This window comes from Granulosicoccus antarcticus IMCC3135, from assembly GCF_002215215.1.
In the GTDB taxonomy this organism is placed as follows: domain Bacteria; phylum Pseudomonadota; class Gammaproteobacteria; order Granulosicoccales; family Granulosicoccaceae; genus Granulosicoccus; species Granulosicoccus antarcticus.
Genome location: NZ_CP018632.1, coordinates 1088725 through 1108632 on the forward strand (window position 1 = coordinate 1088725; position 19908 = coordinate 1108632).

Genomic DNA, 19908 nt, shown 5'->3' on the forward strand with positions numbered 1-19908 from the left:
GGACTTTTTATTGGGCCGGTGGGGCGTCCGGGTCTTCGCTGGGAGCAAACAGATCCATGATGTCATCAGCGGTCAGGTTCTGCATGGCAGCACCTTCAGTCTGGTTGACAGTCTGATCGGCAAGCAGCTTCTTGTGCTGCTGCATAGCCATGATCTTCTCTTCAACCGTATTGCTTGCAACCAGTTTGTAGATGAATACCGGCTTGGTCTGACCAATACGATGCGCTCGGTCACTGGCCTGATTTTCCACGGCAGGATTCCACCACGGATCATAGTGAATCACGGTATCGGCGGCGGTCAGGTTAAGACCGGTACCACCTGCCTTGAGACTGATCAGGAACAGTGGGATATCGCCATGCTGGAACGAGTCGATAACCTCATCACGCTTGCGCGTACGGCCGGTCAGTTTTGCGTAGCGAATGCTGCGTTTTTCAAGTTCTGATTCGATAATGCCCAGCATTTCAGTGAACTGCGAGAACAGCAATATCTTCTTGCCCTCGGCGATCAGCTCTTCGAGCATGGACATCAGTAGTTCGGTTTTGGCCGACTCTTGAATGCCGCGAGCACTGTCCAGTTTTACCAGTGCCGGGTGACAGCAAGTCTGACGCAGTTTCAGCAGTGCATCGAGCATTTCGATATGGCTGCGTGCCAGTCCACGTTCGGCCAATAGTGCTCGAACGCGTTGTTCCATGCTGACGCGAATGCTTTCGTAGAGCCGCGCCTGGCGTGGTTCCAGCGTGACTTCGCGGATGATCTCGGTTTTCGGCGGTAGTTCGGTTGCCACCTGTTCCTTGCGTCGACGCAACAGGAATGGGCGTATCAGAGCTCCCAGTCGTTGCTGTCTTTCCAGGCTGCCGTGATTCTCGATCGGTGTGCGGAAGTAACGGTTGAAGTGCTTGCGTGTGCCCAGAAAGCCTGGCATCAGAAAATCGAATTGCGACCAGAGTTCACCCAGATGGTTTTCCAGTGGCGTACCTGTCAGGCAAATGCGCCGTTCGATGGTCAGGGTCTTCAGTGCTTGTGTGACCTTGGCCGTCGGGTTCTTGATGGCCTGAGCCTCATCCAGTACGATGCAGCCGAATTTCTGATCGGATAGCAGTTCGATATCACGGGTGACTAACGCATAACTGGTGATGACGATATCCACCGGGTTCGCGATCAGATCATCAAGTTTACGGGTGGTGCCGTGCCAGATCAGGGTTTTCAGATTGGGTGTGAACTTGGCAGCTTCACGCTTCCAGTTACCCAGCAGACTGGTGGGAGCTACGATCAGGGTCGGCTGTGTCATACGCCCATGGTCCCGCTCATTTTGCAGGTGGCCGAGTGTCTGTACTGTCTTGCCCAGTCCCATGTCATCGGCCAGAATGCCGTTGAAACCGTATTCACCCAGAAAACCGAGCCAGGCTATGCCTTCGAGCTGGTAGGGGCGTAGTGTGGCATGCACATTGACCGGCTTTTCCTGTTGATGGATACCTTCGAAGTTACGCAGTCGTTCGGCCAGATCAAAGATATGCTCGGCATGGTTCCAGGCGACTGATACGCCTTGCTGCTGCCAATGGCTTTCCAGGGTATCCAGTGTGGCTGCCCTTTGTCGAGGCAGGCGCAGGTGTACCTTGCCAGTCGGGTCGTCGTACAGCTCCATCAGGGTTTCTGCGACGGGGGCAAAGACCTCTGGCGAGACCTCCAGCCATTGACCGTCCTCAGCCTGCAGCAGAATTGAACTGTCGCGCGAGTCGCCTTGTAGCCAGTCGATAACCAGCGGCAGTAGATCGAACTGCTGGTCGCCATGCTTGAGCTTGAGCGCCATGTCAAACCAGTTCGAGGTGGTTTCACTGACGGTAGCTTCAATTTGTGTGACGGATTTGAAGCTCAGATCGAATGGTTCACGAATCTGGATAGTCCAGCCACGATTGGTCAGCTCAGGGCGCTCATCGAGTAGCTCACGCCAGCTGTGGGCAATACGCTGCACTTCCAGCGCACGCGGTTTGCGATCGGCGCGAGAATAGAACTCGTTGTCGCTGGTCTGCGCTGATTCAAATTCGGGAAACTGCTTGCCAAAGTCCACCGAATAGCGAATTTCGGCAGCCAGATCCCGTTTCAGTACCAGTGGCTTGCCATCCTGTGTCTTGCCTTCCAGAGTCGCATCCGCTTCCATGGCGTCAAAAGGCAGCAGGTAGTCGGCGTAACGGAATTTAATGGAGGCGTAGAAGTCGCGAATATCAGGGCTGTCGTCGCGTGACTGCAAAACCAGCACGGGCTGAGGCGCCTCGTCGATACGCACAAAATTGGGAGGACTGGGCAGAGGCAGGCTGCTGTCAGGAAGGCGTGAGGCCAGATAGTTGCTGACGGCCTGGGCATGCGCCTTGGGTAACGGTGGTGCTTCGACAAATTGTGACAACAGGTTCACAGGCGGTGCATTGTCGAGCAGACCCGCTTTCGAATTGCCGATATCGATGTACCAGGGCGGATCGCTGGGCACCAGTATCCACTCGTCAACTTCGGGAATCCGGGTTGTCAATGAGAAACATTCCTTGTCATCCAGCTCCCAGTCAAAGGTGAGCGTACGGGTGGCGTTACGCGCCAGGGCAGTTTCTCGTTCAGGACCCCAGAAGCAGCGTCCGCAATCGATCAGCTTGTTCATCAGCAGATGGCCGATGTCGCCTTCGACGGTTAATTCGCGGTAGGAAAAGTCACTTTGCCGGCCAATGGCCAGTTCCAGTATGGAGCGATCACTATGCAGCACCCAGTCCGGGTGATAGTAATGCCCGTTATAGCGATAGGGTGATTCCTTGCCGTAGCCGCCGCGCTTGAGCAGGCGGCTTTGCAGAATCTGCAAAGTGATGCCATTCTCGTTTTGAGAAAGTGCTGTGCTATCCAGCTGATAGAACAGTAGTGGCTCGCCCGGTTCATGATGTTCGTGCAGCGGTGCTGACTTGCGACCTTGCTCTACCAGCTTCTGCAGCCAGCGATTGACTGCACGCAGGGCCTGGTCATCGGGTGTAGGGGCGGCGGTCTGGCGTTCTATCCAGCTGAGGATAGTGGCAGCCACATGTTTACAGTTGTAGCGTGCTGTACACGAGCACTCACCATCGAAACGATGTGGTGCAATGGTTATGCGAGCGTGATAGGGCTCGGATTGGCTACCCTGAACGGTGCCGGAAAGCACACTGCTCTCGGGTATCCACTCTATCTCCTGTACAGCGCCACTGGCTTTGTACACTTGACCACGGGAAGTCGCCACTGAACCACAAAGTTCAATGACGTCGTCGAAATTTAAAATACGAGGCTGATTGTTCACCGGAGGATTGTACCCGCTACAGGCAATTGGTTTATGCTCAAGCGGCACCTTTTAGAAGACTTCGTGATGAAAAAAATGAATAAGACCCATGCCATGCCATGGCTGACATCGGCAATGAGTCCTGTGAAAAGCGTTGGCAGCACATTAATTGCCACCGTTGTCTATGCAAGCTTCGCAGCAACTCCGGCCTTTGCGGCCGAACCTGATAGCTGCAAGAGCGTTCGATTCTCTGATGTCGGCTGGACCGACATCACGGCCACCACAGCTCTGGCATCCACTGTACTGGAGGCCATCGGCTATGAGCCTGAAGCGCAGGTACTTAGTGTACCCGTAACCTATACATCCTTGAAGAATGGCGATATTGATGTGTTTCTGGGTAACTGGATGCCAACGATGGAAGCTGATATAGCTCCCTACCGTGAAGAAGGTTCGGTAGATGTCGTACGCACCAATCTGGAAGGTGCCAAATACACTCTGGCTGTAAACAGTGCTGCAGCCGAGCTGGGTATCAAGAATTTTGCCGATATTGCCTCCCATGCCGACGCGCTGGATGAGAGCATCTACGGAATTGAACCGGGCAACGATGGTAACCGACTCATTCAGGACATGCTGGATAAAGATGCATTTAATCTGAAAGAATTCAAGGTTGTTGAGTCCAGCGAGCAGGGCATGCTGGCTCAGGTGGCACGTGCTACCAAGCGTGACAACCCGGTTGTCTTCCTGGGTTGGGAGCCACATCCGATGAATGCCAATTTTGATCTTACCTATCTGGAAGGTGGTGATGATTTCTTCGGACCGAATCTGGGCGGTGCAACGGTTGATACCAATGTACGTGGAGGATATGTAGAAGAATGTGCCAACGTGGGTCAGTTGCTGAAGAATCTGTCGTTTACGCTGGCGATGGAAAACGAGGTGATGGCGGCTATTCTTGATGATGGACAGGAGCCTATGGATGCGGCCAAAGCCTGGCTGAGCGCCAATCCGGAGTCACTTGCAGGCTGGCTTGAGGGTGTCAATACGGTTGATGGCGAGCCGGCACTGGACGCAGCACAGGTAGCGCTGGGTCTGTAAGCAAATGCCGATCGCACTCGATAACGTCAGTCAGAAGGTTGCTTGAACATGGAATGGCTGACTGATACCAAAGTTCCGATCGGCAAACTGATAGCCCGATTCGTTGATTTTCTCAATGATCACGCATCGGGTTTCTTCGATGCCATTTCAGAGTCTCTGGAGTGGTTGATCGAAGGTTCGACCGACCTGCTGGTGGCGGTGCCACCACTGGTTCTGATTGCGCTGATCACCGCACTGGCCTGGTGGCTTCACCGGCGCCGCGGTTTGACGATCTTCACCGCGCTGTCCTTATTGCTGGTCATCAACCTGGGTCTGTGGGAAGAGACCGTGCAAACCCTGGTGCTGGTGCTCTACGCCACCATGTTCTGCATGCTGATAGGCGTGCCGCTGGGAATTCATGCGGCACACCACCCGCGCCTGAATGCCATGTTGCGACCTGTTCTGGACTTGATGCAGACAATCCCGACATTTGTATACCTGATTCCCACGCTCATTCTGTTTGGTCTGGGGGTGGTTCCGGGATTGATTTCCACCATCGTATTTGCTCTGGCGGCCCCTGTTCGCCTGACCAGCCTGGGGATTTCTGAAGTGCCCAAGAGTTTGCTGGAAGCGGGTGAGTCGTTTGGCTGTACACGGATGCAGCAGTTGTGGCGCATCGAATTGCCTCATGCCATGCCAACGATACTGGCCGGTCTGACTCAATGCATCATGCTCTCGCTATCCATGGTGGTTATCGCCGCACTGGTCGGCGCTGATGGCCTGGGTAAACCGGTTGTCCGGGCGCTCAATACCGTCAATATCGAAAAAGGCTTCGAAGCCGGTCTCGCTATCGTGATTGTGGCCATTCTGCTTGATCGTCTGTGCCGTCAACGACCGCAGACGCCATGAGTGTCAGCACTTCAACTCAGGCTGCATGGCTTGAAATATCCTTGATCGAGACAATCGCATGCCCATGACATCACAAACAGCAATCAGCATGAAGCAGGTTGATGTGCTGTTTGGGCCTGCCAAACAGCAGCCCCAGGCGTTGCAGTTGCTCGACAATGGCAAAAGTCGTGAGGAAATTCTGGAGCAAACAGGCATTGTGCTGGGTGTGGCAGATGCCTCTCTGGACGTGCCCGCCGGCTCCATCTCGGTTCTGATGGGCTTGTCCGGTTCGGGCAAGTCCTCATTGCTACGTTGTGTCAACGGTCTGAATACGGTGACACGAGGAGTGCTTGAAGTGACTACGCGCGACGGTGTTGTCAATGTTTCAACCTGTAAGGGGCGAGAATTGCGACAGTTGCGCAGGAATAACCTGGCGATGGTGTTTCAGCAATTCGCCTTGCTGCCCTGGGCATCGGTGCGGGAAAACATCGGCTTCGGCTTGTCGGTGCGCGGCGAATCCGATGCAGCCATTCGGCAGCAAGTCGATGCTCAGCTGGAACTGGTCAGTTTGCAGGCCTGGGCTGACAAACCCATTCACACCTTGTCAGGCGGAATGCAGCAACGGGTAGGGCTGGCCCGTGCCTTCGCCACCGATGCTGATATTCTTTTGATGGATGAACCATTCTCGGCACTGGATCCTCTGATACGAGAGCATCTGCAGGATGAGCTACTGGAACTGCAGAGCCGTTTGAAGAAAACCATTCTATTCGTCAGTCATGACCTGGACGAGGCTCTGAAGCTTGGGAATCAGATCAGCATCATGGATGGTGGTCGCATTGTGCAGACAGGTACTGCCAACGATATCGTCTTCAGTTCCAAGACCGATTACGTCAGTCGCTTTGTTGCCAATATCAATCCATTGTCGGTACTCACAGCTGATGCCATCATGCAACCACTGGAGCAGGTGGGCGACCATTTCGAGCATGCCGAGTCGGGCATGATCATTCGACAAGAGGCTGACGGGAAAACCCGCGTCAGCTATCGCGGCGTGGAATGTGAGGTGCGAACCATTGATGAGTTGTCAGAGCAGGAGCAGGCCCCAGAGGAGCTTGCCGAGCAGAGGCCGCAGACGGTTCACGGTGTTCGCCCTGAAATGATGGTCAATTCCTTGTTGAAACTGGCTGCTGGCAGCGAATATCCGATCCTGGTGCAGAATGGCGATGGGATTTCATGTGGACTGATTCGCGATTCTGACATCTTGATGGCTCTGCACAGTCGTTAAATCTGCGTGGTTTCTCACGTTATGTTCAGGTTGTTGTGGCGCGGTTCTCGCTAATGAGCCTGTGGACGTCGTATTACAGGCAAAGCTGAATTTCTGGTAATCCGGAAGGGGCTAACCTGCGCGGTAAATGAGCCGATATCTCTTTCAAGTCATCGTAAGAGATACCCTCCATGAAACAATCCATCGTCCGACTCAGTGCGGTACTCCTCGTCGCCGGCTCCTTGGGCGCCTGCGGCAGTAACGCACCCAAACCTGCATCCGAACTTGCATTGGCAAGCTCTGCTCTCAAAAACGCTGAGACCTCGGGGGCGCGTGAATATGCTCCCATCGAACTGCGCATTGCTCGTGAAAAGCAGGCAGCCGCAGACAAGGCGGTGTCCAAAGAGCGTTATGGCAAGGCCCGGCAACTGAGTTCCGAAGCCCTTGCTGATGCCGAGCTGGCACGCGCCACGGCTGATGCCGAGAAGTCTCGCCTCGCGCTCAAGGAGGCGCAGGACAACATCAAGATGATTCGCGAAGAAGCTGTTCGCACTTCAACCCGCACAGGTAAATGATCATGAAAAAAATACCTTTCCGACCATTGGTAACTGCTGCGCTGGTGTCGATGGCGATGACTGCTTGTAGCAGCGCACCTAAACAGAATGACTCTCTTAATCAGGCTCGTGCGGCCTATGAGAAGGCATCACAGGATGTCACACTGGTACGTCATGCACCGGAAGAACTCGATAAAGCCCGAGATGCTCTGGACGTGGCAGAAAGGCGCTGGAAACAGGATGAGAAGCCGGCAGATGTTGAGCATTTCTCCTACCTGGCCAGTCAGCGGGTGCGTATCGCCGAACAGATCGCCAAGAGTAACGAGATGGATCGCGAGTTGTCGGACATGGCGCTGGAGCGTCGCAGTGTGACACTGGACTTGCGTGAAGCCGAGCTGTCAAAGGTCAAGCTGGAAGCCAAGGCACTACAGGATCAGATGAAGAACCTGAAGGCCGAAAAAACTGAACGCGGCATGGTGCTGACCTTGGGCGATGTGTTGTTCGAGGTGAATGAGGCCACGATGGCCCCGGGTGCCGGTCGTAACATTGCCAAGATCGCCTCATTCATGCGCAGCTATCCGGAACGGGTTGCTGTCATCGAAGGCCACACTGACAGCATGGGCGATGATGAGTACAACCTGAGTCTGTCTCGTGATCGCGCATTCTCCATTCGACGGGCACTGATCAATGAAGGTATTTCACCATCACGAATCACGACGCAAGGATTTGGTGAAGCTCTGCCGGTTGCCAGTAATACTAATTCTGCAGGCCGTCAGAAAAACCGCCGTGTTGAAATCATATTCCCGGATATGCCAACTCAGGTCAGTGAGTTCGAAGAGTAATCTGAAAGGTTCAAGATGACTCGCGTGCGGCAAGATTTATTGCCGCACGTACTCCATCGCGACACCATCAGAGCCGACCATAACGATACGGTTTGCGGAGAGTTCGTAGATATTGGCTTGTCCTGACAGATTCTTCTTCTGACTGAATGCCTTGCCAAGCAGGCTCGCCATCGGGTTCGAGCCATCACTGATCACTTTCATTTCCAGGCCCTCGTGCGTGATCCTGTCTTCCTCCAGTTGCCAGCGACCGCTCATCTCGAAGGTCATGCCTCCCAGTGCTTTGGCCGACTCACCTTCTGGCGTAATCTGGCCTGTCAAGGTGCCGTCAGAGCGATACTCGATTGTTCTGCTCTGAGGTTCGGCTTGCGGGTAGGGGTTCAGATCGGACATTGTCCACAGGCCCACCAGCTGCGATGGATTCGCTGAGCTCACTGTGTCGGCACCGGTGTAGGCAGGGCGTTCAGAAGGCTTTAATGAGGCACAGCTGGCCATTACCATCGTGCTGGCTAATACCGCGACTAATGAACTTTTCCTGATCATGATGGCTTCCAGTGAAAGATGTGTGGGCGTCATATGTGTTGTCAGTAAGTTCTGTGCCAGGCGGCTACAACACAAAGACTGATTATCGGGTTCCTGCCTGTAGGGCACAACTCGACGTAAGTACAGTGGCGATGCTCAGCCACCCAGATCCGGTAATGCCTCGAGAAAGCGATTGATCGAGGCTGCGACGGGTTCGGGCGTGTCCATGTGTAGATGATGATGGCCAGGCAGCTTGGTACTCTGGCGCATCTGTAGACAGTTCAGGCGCTCTTCGGTATCGGCGCGGCTCGCCAGAAAGCCATCGTCTGCAATGATTGTCAATGTCTTGCAGGCAACAGCGCTCAATATGGCTTGCACCTGCGCCTGTGTCTGATATTGCGATGAGGCGTAGCGCCAGCGCGGATCAAAACGCCAGCGATAACCCTCTTCAGTCTGCATCAGCTGTCGGTCAATGATGAGCTTGGCTGAATGGGGGTGCATCTTCGCTGCACTCAAGCGCGCTTTGATGGCGCTCTCCTTGTTGGGAAAAACACGTGAGGTGAATCGTTGCGGCCGACGCCGATCCTGCAGGGCGCGCACCATGCGTACCGGTAACTGGTCTGCCTCTTCGCTCAAGGGGCCGCTGCTATCCACCAGGGTCAGGCTCTGGACGATGTCAGGGTTGGCAACCGATAAAAGAGTTGCAATGGTGCCGCCCAGTGAGTGTCCGACCAGGTGGCAATCAGTCCAGCCCAGGGCTTCGATGACCGCTGTCAGTTGATAGCTCATCTCGTGCAGTGAATAGCCTTGCGGCAAGGCATCGCTGTAGCCATGCCCCGGAAGATCTATCGCTACCAGGTCAAAAGCTGGCAGGTAGGGCATTAAAGGTACGAAGCTGTTGGCATTATCCAGCCAGCCGTGGATGCACAACATTCGTGGTGCCGCTTCGGCAGCAGGGTCGCGTTGACGAATGGCAGCAACAATCGACCCGTCGACCGGCAGAGTGATCGATTCCAGTTGTGGTCTCATGAATGTTCTGTGGGTTCGTCCAGTTGGTATTCGAAGATCACGACTTCGGGTTCGTCCGGATTGCGCTTGCTGGTAAAGCCAAGTGATCTCATGAGCGCCTGCATGGGACTATTCGAACGCAGTACATCACCATGCAGATTCTGCAAGCCCTGGGCTCTTGCATGCTCGATCATGAGCCTCATCAAAGCGGAGGCCAGGCCATAGCCTTTCCAGTCTTCACTAATGGATATGGCAAATTCTCCACCCAGTCGGTCATTGCTGATCATGTATCGACAGGCACCGGCGACTTTGTCTGCACGGTCGGTGGCAACAAAGGCCATTTGCCGGTCGTAATCCAGCTTGGTGAACTGTGCAACCATGCGCGGCGACAACTCGTTGAGAGCATGCATGAAGCGGAAGTAGCGAGATTCTGGCGACATGTCGCGTACCAGTGTCCGAATGGACTCGGCGTCCTCGGGACGGATGGGACGCAGTTGTACCGGAGTATTGTTTTTCAGATTGACGTGGCGTACCCATTGCCATGGGTAGGGGTGAATGGCCAGATGAGAGTAGCGCTTTCGATTCTGGTTTCGTTCAAGCACCACTTGCACATCCATGGCCATGGCGCCATCCTCACTGACGACCAGCGGATTGATATCCACTGAAAATACATCCGGAAGCTCGCAGACCAGCTCGGATAGCTGACGTAATACACGTCCAACGGGACGTTGGTTGACAGCCTCACTGTGCCGGAAGGCCCCCATGTGTACCTGCACTTCGCGGCACTTGAGCAGATCATCGATCAGATAGCGATTCAAGGGCGGCAGCTGCACGGCACGCTGGCTGACAAGGGCGGTCAGATCGCCGCCGACGCCGATCGATATCGCGGGTCCGAAAGTCGGGTCGCGTGTGACGGACAGTGCAAGAAAACGCGAGTTCTTCGGTGCATACATGGGTTCCAGCTGGACCCCTCTGAAGTGGGCCTCGGGCCGTCGTTCCAGCAGCCGTGCCTCGATAGCATGCCAGGCCGTGGCCACTGCTTCAGGGGTCGCAATGTCCAGCTGTGTCTCGATGACCGAAGCCTTGTAGCTGATATTGGGTGAGACCAGTTTCATGGCGACCGGGTAGCCGATCGTGGCCGCCTTCTCGAGCGCCTCGCTTAGCGATTCAGCCCGCAGTGTCTGTAGTACCGGAATGTCCAGATACTCCAGAAGAGTACGAGTCTTGACCGGGCCAAGAACACGTGCACCCGCCTTGAGTTCTGTGTTGATCAGTGCACGAGCGGGTCCCAATGATGAGCGGGTGCTGCGTGAGGCCGGGTTGGGCAGTTGCAGTAATAGCTGCTGGCTGACAAAGTAGCGGTTCAGGAAGTCAAAGCCATCGATTGAGCCTTCCGGTGTACGAAAGCTGGGAATGCCGGCCAGTGCCAGCAAGTCTCGTGATTCATGCACACTGGCATCACCCATCCAACAGGCCAGCAATGGTTTCTTGCTGGGTAATAGTTGTTTGAGACTCTCGGCAATGGCTTTTGGATCATTGCGCCAGTCCGGGACGAAAATCACCAGAATGGCGTCGATGTCGTCAAGGCCCTGTAACGTCTCGATAGTGCGAGTGTAATAGTCGGCAAGCCGGGAAGGCTTGCGAATCACGATGGGATTGGAGCCAGTGAATCGACCTTTCAGCTTCTTGTCCAGGATGCCCCGTGTTTGCTTGTCAAGCAATGGCGTCTGAAACTGCTTCAGGTTCATGCGATCCAGTGCAATCATGGCAGGTGCCGAGGCATTGCTGACAATGGCGAGTCGGTTGCCTTTGACGCGAATGCCGGTTGCCAATGTTCTGGCCGCCGCAAACAGATTGTGGAAAGTGCGAATACGCACCACACCTGCACGGCTCAAGGCTGCCTGAAAAACGCTCTCTGAGGAATACACTTCACCGGTTCGGGTCAGAGCATCACAGTAACGCACCCTTTCCTGAGCCGAACTCATAAGGACGACGGGCTTGAGACGGGCGGTAGCGCTCAGTGCACTCAGCATACTGCGACTGCTTTTGACCCGGTCAACGTAGACGATGACGGCCTTGGTTTGCCAGTCATCTGCCAGCAGGTCCAGCAGGTCAGATAAAGATATGTCGATCTCATCACCGGAAGACAGCAGTGCTGAGAAACCCACGCCACTGGTCTCGGCCCAGTCCAGCATGGCGGCGCCCAACGAGGCAGACTGAGAGACGATCGCTAATGAGCCCTTTTCAATGCGGTTTTGACTGTACGTGGCATTCAGGCCGATATGTGGCCTGATGAGACCCGCACAGCAAGGACCCATCAGGCGAATGCCAAGACGCTTGGCGTAGGTTTGCAGGGCTGCGTTGTCCTGTGCACCTGACATGACCAGAGCGACCTGAATGCCCTTGCGTGCACATTGCCTCAAGGTGTGCTTTACCAGGCGAACCGGTGTGATGATGATCGCCAGATCAGGCACATCGGGCAAGGAGGCGATGGTTCTGTAGCAGCTGGCGTCAAGAATCGTCTTGTAACGCGGATTGACCAGAAACAGTGTGCCTTTGTAACTGCCTTGCAGCAGGTTACGGGTCACTTTGTAGCCGGGCGACTCCTCGCGAGCGCTGGCACCCACAACAACAAGTGAGGCGGGATTGAGAATTTTGTCAAGATGTAATGTCGACATGTATCAGATAGTACCTTGGCCAGGGTGGACAGGCGGGCACAGGTGTCATTGCACATGTGTCATGTAGTAAGCTCCCATGCTAACGATGTTTTGATTCGAACGTCTGAAATTAAAGACACTTGTATCTCATATAGGAGGCCCAATGCCTACAGCTCTGATCTCGCACCCCGTCTCTGTGCTTCATGAAATCAGTCCGGATCATCCCGAGTGCCCGCAGCGCATTGATGTCATTAGTGACCAGCTGAAAAAGCAGGATGTTTATGATTATCTGATTCACTTTGATGCTCCCAAGGCGAGCAGCGAGCAATTGTTACTGGCGCACGGTGAAGCCTATGTTGATCATATTCATGACTCAGCTCCGAGCAGCGGAACGGTTGAACTTGACGGTGATACGGCCATGAACGCCCATACGCTGGATGCCAGTTTGCGCGGGGCCGGCTCTGGGGTGGTAGCAGTAGACAAGGTGATGAGTGGTGCTGTGAACAATGCCTTTTGCCTGATTCGCCCGCCCGGCCATCATGCGGAGCGCAACCGGGCCATGGGGTTCTGCCTGTTCGGCAATATTGCCATTGCTGCCCGGCATGCCATCCGCGAGTACGGTCTGGAGCGTGTGGCTATCGTTGACTTTGACGTGCATCATGGCAACGGTACCGAAGATATCGTTGATGGAGATCCGAACATCCTGTTCTGTTCCTCCTTCCAGCATCCGTTCTATCCGGGCGGCTTTCGCGACAACGTCTCCAATCAGCGTGTCAATACGCCATTGCTGGCGGGCTGTAACAGCGCAGATTTTCGCGGTGCGATCAGCAATAGTTGGCTACCGGCGCTGGAGGCTTTCAAGCCCGATATGCTGTTTATCAGCGCAGGCTTCGATGCCCATCTGGAAGATCCCATGGCTAACGTCTGCCTGCTGGATCCAGATTATGTCTGGATCACGCAGAAGCTGATGGATGTGGCGGATCGGCACTGTAACGGGCGGATCGTATCCATGTTGGAAGGTGGTTATTCCTTGCCGGCGTTAAGCCGATGCGCCACGGCACACATCAGGGGGCTGGCTGGACTTTGATCTTTGGCAAGTCCGCCAGCTTGTAAGCCCTGGCTCAGGCAGCAAACTGTTTTTGCATGGCGTTGGCAAATCGCTCCAGCTCATTGGCTGGCAGTCGATTGATACCAGCGGCCGCTTTGCGACCACCGCCCGTTTCGAACTGACGGCATAGTTCATCAGCACCGGTCCGGTTGTTCAGTGGTGCTCGGACGCTGACCAGGTAGCTACCATCGTCCAGCTCACTGAGTAGTGCATGAGCACGGCTGGGGTTGGCCTGAGCCAGCTCATTGGCATAGACGCCGCTGATTCGACGGGCAAAAGGCTCGTTGGGCAAAATGAAAATGGCGTTATTTGCATCGCTGCGCTCAGGACTGATGGACACAGCGCGGGTGTGATCACTGGCAAATCCTTCAGACAGTGTCGTGAAGGCCGTATCTTCATTGATGAATGTGAACGGGCTTTGGTGTGGTTGCAATCGTTGATACAGCTCAGCGGGTGGAAAGAACAAATCGTCCAGTGTTGAGCCGTAGCCATTGTAGTTGAGCAGCGTACCGAGCGATTTCAGTTGCTCAAGCTCGTTTGCCGTCAATGTCAGTGGGGCTGCCACCTGTTCGGCGGTGCTCAACAGATTGTCGCCGAAAGCGGCGGTAACGGCCCAGGGCAGAAAAGCGCCATTGAGCAATTCATTGACGATCAGACCGGTGCAGGTTTCTGCATCCGTATTGATATGTACCGTCAGATTCTCATGCTCCGGGATATCGCCTGGAAAATGGTGATCGGCATACCGGACAATGGCACCATCATTCAGGACGTTGATCAGGGCGTCCCGATTCTTGTCCAGTGAAATATCCAGAATGGTGACCGCATCACCCGCTTGTGCCTTGACCTGCTTGACCAGATCGATATCGCGTTTGACACCGGTGATCAGAGTGCTTTGGCAAGGTTCGGCCAGCCGGAGTTGGTGCAGCGCGCATAAACCATCTGCATCGCCGTTGAAAACATCGATAGTTGCCATGTTTTGAATAGTCCTAAAGATCAGTTAGTTCGGTTGATACAGTCACGAACCAACGCGGGTCCATGGTAGATGAGTCCGGAATAGAGTTGCACCAGGTCAGCACCCAGCGACAATTTCTCCTGCGCATCATTGCCACAGCTGACGCCACCGACGCCAATCAGAGCAGTTTTACCGGCCAGTCGCTGTGCTACCGCCTGTAGTCGCTCGTTGGCCAGTGGCTTGATCGGTGCTCCACTGAGGCCACCGGCCTCGCGAGCGTAGAGGTGGTGTTCTACCGGTGCCCGGTCACTGGTAGTATTGCCGGCGATGACGCCGTCAAGCTCATGTGCCAGTACGGCCTGACAGAACCCATCCAGCTCGACATCACTCATGTCCGGGGCAATTTTCACCAGCACAGGAACATATTTTCCATGCGCGGTGGCCAGTCGCGATTGCGTCTGCTTCAATTCCTCCAGCAGGCGGGTCAGGCGCTCTCCATGCTGGAGGTCGCGCAGGCCAACCGTATTGGGTGATGAAATGTTCACCGTAATATAGTCGGCATGCGGATAGACGCGTTCCAGACAATAGGTGTAATCATTGTTGGCATCATTGAGCGATGTCACGGCATTCTTGCCGATGTTGATGCCGAGTCGACCGGTGTAGCGACGTTTTTCGACCTGGGCTACCAGATGATCGACGCCCTTGTTGTTGAAGCCGAAGCGATTGATCAGTGCCCCATGCTGGGTCAGTCTGAAGATGCGTGGTTTGGGGTTACCCGGTTGCGGCTTGGGCGTGATAGTGCCGATTTCTATATGCCCGAAGCCGATAGCGCCGAGTGCGTCGATGTAGTCACCATTCTTGTCCAGGCCTGCGGCCAGGCCAATGCGGTTGTCGAATGTCTGGCCCAGACAGTGAACCGCTGAGCTGGCTGTCGCATAGCGAGAGGCCAGACGCGGCTGCACAGCAGCATGGCTCATCATGCGCAGAGCCAGGTCATGGGCCTTTTCGGGGTCCATTTCAAAAAGGATGGCGCGTCCCAGGCTGAATAGCAGGTCGCGCGGGGACTGAGAGTAGGCGTTATTTTCCACGGATAGGGTCGCGGTGAGTGTTGGGGATTTTGGGTATGCTACACGTTCGAAAACACCCCCGCCTGCCATGAAGCTCTACCCCGACAAACTTGAAGCACATTTAAGCAAGACACTGGCACCTGTGTACCTGCTGCACGGCGATGAGCCGTTACAGCTTATGGAGATTGGCGACCGTTTACGGGTGCGGGCAAAAGAGTCCGGATTTGACGAACGCCAGGTCATCGCCATCGCTGATGATTCGGATTGGTCCACGTTTCGAGAGGCCGCTGACAGTTTCTCCTTGTTCGCCGAGCAGCGGCTGATTGAGCTGCGGCTGCCGACCGGCAAGCCCGGGCGTATCGGTGGCGAGGTATTGCAAAAGTACTGCAGCAATCCACCTGCAGATATTCTGTTACTGATCACCAGCAGCAAGCTGGATCGCAATGGCACCAATAGTGCCTGGTTCAAGGCGATCGACAAGGTCGGAGTCTCTTTGGCAGTGTGGCCTGTTCCTGCGGCCCAGCTGGGTGCATGGCTGACGCAGCGACTGGCAGCCAAAGGGTTATATGCGGATGCCGATGCACTGGAACTGATTGCGGACAGGGTTGAAGGTAATCTGCTGGCCGCACGACAGGAGGTTGAACGTCTGGCCCTGTTGTATCCCGCAGGTGAGCTGAGTAGTGATCAGATTCTGGCTGCGGTCAGTGACAGCTCCCGTTATTCCATTGGTGATCTGTCGCTTGCGGCATTGCACGGCGAAAGCGTGCGTGCGCTGCGTATACTGGCAGGGTTACATGATGAGGCTGTCAGCGAAGTGCTGGTACTGTGGTCGCTGGTCAACGAGATTCGAGCCGGAGCGCGCGCGGCTGAGTCAATCGAGGCAGGTGCCAGCGAAGATGCGGCCTTGAAGTCAGCGGGCGTCTGGCAGAGCCGGACGGCCCCACTGAAGAAAGCGCTGACGCGTCATACAGCCAGTTCCTGGTTGTCCATGTTGTCGGCATGTACACATATCGATCGACAGATCAAGGGCCAGGCTTCCGGGTCACACTGGGATTCACTGGCTGCATTAACGACAGAGCTCGCCGGTCATGGCGAGATTCCCCTGAGAAAAAACTCCGGTATTCCAGTATGAACAAGATAGATGTCGTAGAGCTTCTGGCCACCAGCCCGACCGGGCAAACCGTCACAGTGCAAGGCTGGGTTCGCAGCCGTCGCGACTCCAAGGCGGGCTTATCCTTCATTGCCCTGTATGACGGGACCTGCTTTGATACCTTGCAGGTCATAGCGGGCAAGACGCTGGACAACTATCAGAGTGATGTCCAGCGCCTGTCCTCCGGCTTTGCTGTACAGATCACAGGCACGCTGGTGGCATCAGAGGGGCAGGGGCAGTCGGTAGAGGTCCAGGCCACCCAGGTCACCATCGTGGGTGAGGTGGATGATCCGGAGCAATATCCGATAGCCAAGAAGCGTCATACGTTCGAGTATCTTCGTCAGGTGGCGCATCTGCGGCCCAGAACCAACGCTTTTGGTGCCATCAGCCGTGTGCGATCGACACTTGCCAGCTCTATCCATCGTTATTTCAGCGAACGCAGGTTTCAGTGGGTCAATACACCGTTGATTACCACCAGTGACTGTGAGGGGGCCGGTGAGCTGTTCCGCGTCAGCACGCTTGATGCCCTGAACCCGCCTAAAAATGATGCAGGCAAGGTGGATTTTGACAAGGATTTTTTTGCCAGAGAAGCCTATCTCACCGTGTCCGGGCAGCTCAATGCTGAAAGTTATGCGCTCGCCTTGAGCAAGGTCTACACCTTCGGGCCTACCTTTCGGGCAGAGAACTCGAACACCAGTCGACACCTGGCAGAGTTCTGGATGGTGGAGCCGGAAATGGCTTTCGCCGATCTGGATGACAATGCGGCATTGGCCGAAGACTTCCTGACCTACCTGTTCAAGGCGGTACTGGAAGAGCGTGAAGATGACATGGCATTCTTTGCCCAGCGGATCGACAAGGATGCATTGACACGTTTGCAGCATGTGGCCGAATCAAGCTTTGAGCGAATGGACTACAGTGAGGCGATAGTGCTGCTGGAGAAGAGTGGAAAATCTTTTGAATATCCGGTCAGTTGGGGGCTGGACTTGCAGTCCGAGCATGAACGCTGGCTTGCCGAAGAGCATGTCGGACGCCCCATCATCCTGCAGAACTATCCCAAGGAAATCAAGGCGTTCTATATGCGTGAAAACGATGATGGTAAAACGGTTGCCGCAATGGATGTGTTGGCACCGGGTATTGGCGAGATCATCGGCGGTAGTCAGCGTGAAGAACGATTGTCGGTACTGGATGCCAAGTTGGCAGCTCGTGGGCTAACCGAGGAGCTTGACTGGTATCGTGATTTGCGTCGCTATGGCAGCGCGCCTCATTCAGGTTTTGGCATGGGTTTCGAACGGGTGCTGAACTACATCACCGGAATGGAAAATATTCGTGACGCGATCCCGTTTCCACGAGTTCCGCGAAGTGCGCCATTCTGATCCGCGCTAGTATCAAGGGCTCGTGAAGCAATAAGCTGTTCTTTCACCAGCCAGTTAGCGGTGTCCGTCGCCAGGTTCTGGGCAGGCGGGCACTGTATGAATTACGAGTGCTCCGGGTAGCTTGGCTTGTAAGCCCTGACAGGCTTGATTATTCTTTTCAGGCGCCAGGGAGAAGCACACAGTGAACAAGCGACCAATCCGGACTATTCCGATCTTGCCAGGACTTCGACGGGTGCAGGGTTTTACCCTGGTCGAAGTGGCCATCGTTCTGGTTATCATCGGTTTGATCATGGGAGGTGTCTTCAAGGGACAGGCCTTGATCGATAGCGCAAGAGTGCGTTCCATGCACTCTGAGCTGACCGGAATCCAGACGGCCTGGCTGTCATTCCGGGAACGCTACCGTTCAATCCCCGGTGATTTTGCCCGTGCGGATACCCAGATTGACAGTGCCGCAACGCCGGGTAATGGCGATGGCAGGGTCACAGACTCTGCTGAGCGGGCGGGTGTCTGGCAGCAGCTGGCGCTGGCCGGTTTCATAAGCGGTCACTATGATGGTTCGCCGGCATCGGTTGGCACACTCAGCGATACGGTCTGTCTTACTAGTACCTGTCCCAGGAATCCGTTCAACGGTTACTACAAGATCAGTCACAGCGCGTTGGCACTGGATGTCGAGACGCCGGCACACGAACTGTTTACAGGCAGCCAGGTTCCGGTAAGCATTCTGTCGCAGCTCGATGCCAGGCTTGACGATGGCAATCCACAAACCGGACGCTTTCGCGTGCATCGGACCTTTGCGGCAGCCTGCACACGTAATGGCCAATGGGATCTGGCATCGGCGAACGTAAATTGTGCGGCAGTGTTGCGCGATTAGATAAAACGAATCTTCAGTATTTGACGTTCCTGATTAATGCTGTAGCATCGGAGGTGTTAAGCAGTATCATCATCAATAGTGCGGCGTTGTATTTTGACCCATGCACTTGACTGGAGGCGTCCCGCTGTGGCAGACACTGTAACGATTGGTATTGAAGAAGAATATCTGCTGGTGAATCCGCAATCGCGTGAATTGGCGAAGCACCAGGCGGCAGGTTTCATGGATCGCTGCAAGGCTCTGCTGGGCGATCGGGTCATGCACGAGATGTTACAGAGCCAGATAGAAATAGGCACTGGCGTGTGTAGCAACATGGCGCAGGCACGTTCTGAACTGGTGGAATTACGTCAAGGTGTGGCCTCTGTTGCCCGCGACTTCGATCTTTGCATCATTGCCGCATCCACCCATCCCTGGTCGCTGTGGAGTGAGCAGGAACCGGTCGACATGGAACGCTATCGCATCATGGGTGTCGAGCAGGCCAGTATTGCCAGACGCATGGCCATTTGCGGCATGCACGTGCACGCGGGCATTCCCGATAAGGACCTGCGCATTGATCTGATGAATCAGGTCAGCTACTTCATGCCGCATTTACTGGCTTTGAGTGGGTCTTCGCCCTTTTGGGAAGGTATTGATACTGGTCTCAAATCCATGCGACCGACCATTGCCGGGCATTTACCGCGTTCAGGTTTGCCGGAAAAATTTGACAACTGGAACGACTGGCTCGAAATGATCGATGACATGACCGCCTGCGGCATGATCAACGACCCTTCACGCATCTGGTGGGATTTGCGCCCCAGCGTGCGTCATCCGACACTCGAGATACGCATCTGTGATGTGTGTACCTGGGTTGAGGACGCCGTATCGGTGGCTGCAATCTATCAATCACTCTTGACCTTTCTGACGCACCTCAAGTCCAGTAATCAGCGATGGCGTCAGTACCGACGCATTCTGATACTTGAAAACAAGTGGCGTGCCCAGCGCTATGGTGTGGATGCAATGCTGGGTGACTTCGGCAAACGCGAGGCTGTCGCTTTCCCTGAGTTGATCGATGAATTGGTAGAGCTGCTGCGACCCCATGCCGAAACCCTTGATTGCGTCAAAGAGGTGGAGCACGCTCGCGAGATCGCTCGGCGTGGTGCCAGTTCGGATCAGCAATTGCGCGTCTATAATGAGATGCTTGCCAAGGGCTCCTCGGACAGAGAGGCTCAGGTGGCAGTTGTCGACTGGCTGATTGCCGAATCCGTCCCGCCTGTCGATACTCACCGGCCTGTTGCACAAAAAGAGCGACAGGCTGAAATCAGTTAACCAACTTC

16 protein-coding genes are annotated in these 19908 nt (G+C 55.0%); 10 read left to right on the top strand and 6 right to left on the bottom strand.

Features of this window, described 5'->3' with window-relative positions; translation table 11 throughout:
* Nucleotides 1-7: 7 nt before the first annotated feature.
* On the bottom strand, nt 8-3298 hold the full coding sequence (locus tag IMCC3135_RS04620; RefSeq protein ID WP_157735766.1) for a DEAD/DEAH box helicase: 3291 nt from the start codon (nt 3296-3298) through the stop codon (nt 8-10).
* Between the two features lie 75 nt (nt 3299-3373).
* On the opposite strand from IMCC3135_RS04620, the gene IMCC3135_RS04625 reads away from it, so the two are divergent.
* The 5 genes from IMCC3135_RS04625 to IMCC3135_RS04645 all read left to right on the top strand — a co-directional run bounded on the left by IMCC3135_RS04625 (nt 3374) and on the right by IMCC3135_RS04645 (nt 7893).
* Nucleotides 3374-4369 carry a choline ABC transporter substrate-binding protein gene (locus tag IMCC3135_RS04625; RefSeq protein ID WP_205737908.1) on the top strand — a complete coding sequence of 332 codons (996 nt, stop codon included), beginning with the start codon at nt 3374-3376 and terminating at the stop codon, nt 4367-4369.
* Between the two features lie 48 nt (nt 4370-4417).
* Nucleotides 4418-5257, top strand: coding sequence for a choline ABC transporter permease subunit (gene choW / locus IMCC3135_RS04630; RefSeq protein ID WP_088916534.1), 840 nt, complete (start codon nt 4418-4420; stop codon nt 5255-5257).
* Between the two features lie 58 nt (nt 5258-5315).
* The gene (choV, locus tag IMCC3135_RS04635; RefSeq protein WP_205737909.1) at nt 5316-6518 is read left to right on the top strand and encodes a choline ABC transporter ATP-binding protein; all 1203 of its coding nucleotides are present in this window, start codon (nt 5316-5318) and stop codon (nt 6516-6518) included.
* Nucleotides 6519-6688: 170 nt separating this feature from the next.
* Nucleotides 6689-7072, top strand: coding sequence for a DUF4398 domain-containing protein (locus IMCC3135_RS04640; RefSeq protein WP_088916535.1), 384 nt, complete (start codon nt 6689-6691; stop codon nt 7070-7072).
* 2 nt (nt 7073-7074) lie between these two features.
* The gene (locus tag IMCC3135_RS04645; RefSeq protein ID WP_169727408.1) at nt 7075-7893 is read left to right on the top strand and encodes an OmpA family protein; all 819 of its coding nucleotides are present in this window, start codon (nt 7075-7077) and stop codon (nt 7891-7893) included.
* 36 nt (nt 7894-7929) lie between these two features.
* Here IMCC3135_RS04645 and IMCC3135_RS04650 read toward each other — a convergent pair whose 3' ends face one another.
* From IMCC3135_RS04650 to IMCC3135_RS04660, 3 genes are all read right to left on the bottom strand, one after another.
* The gene (locus IMCC3135_RS04650; protein ID WP_088916537.1) at nt 7930-8466 is read right to left on the bottom strand and encodes a hypothetical protein; all 537 of its coding nucleotides are present in this window, start codon (nt 8464-8466) and stop codon (nt 7930-7932) included.
* Between the two features lie 102 nt (nt 8467-8568).
* Nucleotides 8569-9441: an alpha/beta fold hydrolase gene (locus tag IMCC3135_RS04655; RefSeq protein ID WP_088916538.1), complete on the bottom strand. Its 873-nt coding sequence runs from the start codon at nt 9439-9441 to the stop codon at nt 8569-8571.
* The gene (locus tag IMCC3135_RS04660) at nt 9438-12098 is read right to left on the bottom strand and encodes a bifunctional acetate--CoA ligase family protein/GNAT family N-acetyltransferase (RefSeq protein WP_088916539.1); all 2661 of its coding nucleotides are present in this window, start codon (nt 12096-12098) and stop codon (nt 9438-9440) included. The genes IMCC3135_RS04655 and IMCC3135_RS04660 overlap by 4 nt, the downstream gene beginning before the upstream one ends.
* Nucleotides 12099-12240: 142 nt before the next feature.
* Here IMCC3135_RS04660 and IMCC3135_RS04665 point away from each other — a divergent pair, with 142 nt between their 5' ends.
* On the top strand, nt 12241-13164 hold the full coding sequence (locus IMCC3135_RS04665; RefSeq protein ID WP_088916540.1) for a histone deacetylase family protein: 924 nt from the start codon (nt 12241-12243) through the stop codon (nt 13162-13164).
* Nucleotides 13165-13198: 34 nt separating this feature from the next.
* Here the strand turns inward: IMCC3135_RS04665 and IMCC3135_RS04670 are convergent, their stop codons facing one another.
* Both IMCC3135_RS04670 and IMCC3135_RS04675 read right to left on the bottom strand, forming a co-directional pair.
* Nucleotides 13199-14158 (bottom strand): acetyltransferase, encoded by a 960-nt coding sequence (locus IMCC3135_RS04670; protein ID WP_088916541.1) that lies wholly within the window; start codon nt 14156-14158, stop codon nt 13199-13201.
* A 20-nt stretch (nt 14159-14178) separates the two neighbouring features.
* Complete coding sequence (locus IMCC3135_RS04675) at nt 14179-15225, bottom strand: quinone-dependent dihydroorotate dehydrogenase (protein ID WP_236994745.1); 1047 nt, start codon at nt 15223-15225, stop codon at nt 14179-14181.
* Between the two features lie 67 nt (nt 15226-15292).
* Here IMCC3135_RS04675 and holA point away from each other — a divergent pair, with 67 nt between their 5' ends.
* From holA to IMCC3135_RS04695, 4 genes are all read left to right on the top strand, one after another.
* The gene (gene holA, locus IMCC3135_RS04680) at nt 15293-16336 is read left to right on the top strand and encodes a DNA polymerase III subunit delta (protein WP_088916543.1); all 1044 of its coding nucleotides are present in this window, start codon (nt 15293-15295) and stop codon (nt 16334-16336) included.
* The gene (asnS, locus tag IMCC3135_RS04685) at nt 16333-17727 is read left to right on the top strand and encodes an asparagine--tRNA ligase (RefSeq protein WP_088916544.1); all 1395 of its coding nucleotides are present in this window, start codon (nt 16333-16335) and stop codon (nt 17725-17727) included. Before holA ends, asnS begins: the two co-directional genes overlap by 4 nt.
* Before the next feature lie 181 nt (nt 17728-17908).
* Nucleotides 17909-18598, top strand: a complete 690-nt coding sequence (locus tag IMCC3135_RS04690; protein WP_088916545.1) for a type II secretion system protein — start codon at nt 17909-17911, stop codon at nt 18596-18598.
* Between the two features lie 126 nt (nt 18599-18724).
* Entirely contained in the window at nt 18725-19900 is a 1176-nt protein-coding gene (locus IMCC3135_RS04695; RefSeq protein ID WP_088916546.1) for a carboxylate-amine ligase, read from the top strand.
* The last annotated feature ends 8 nt before the right edge of the window (nt 19901-19908 follow it).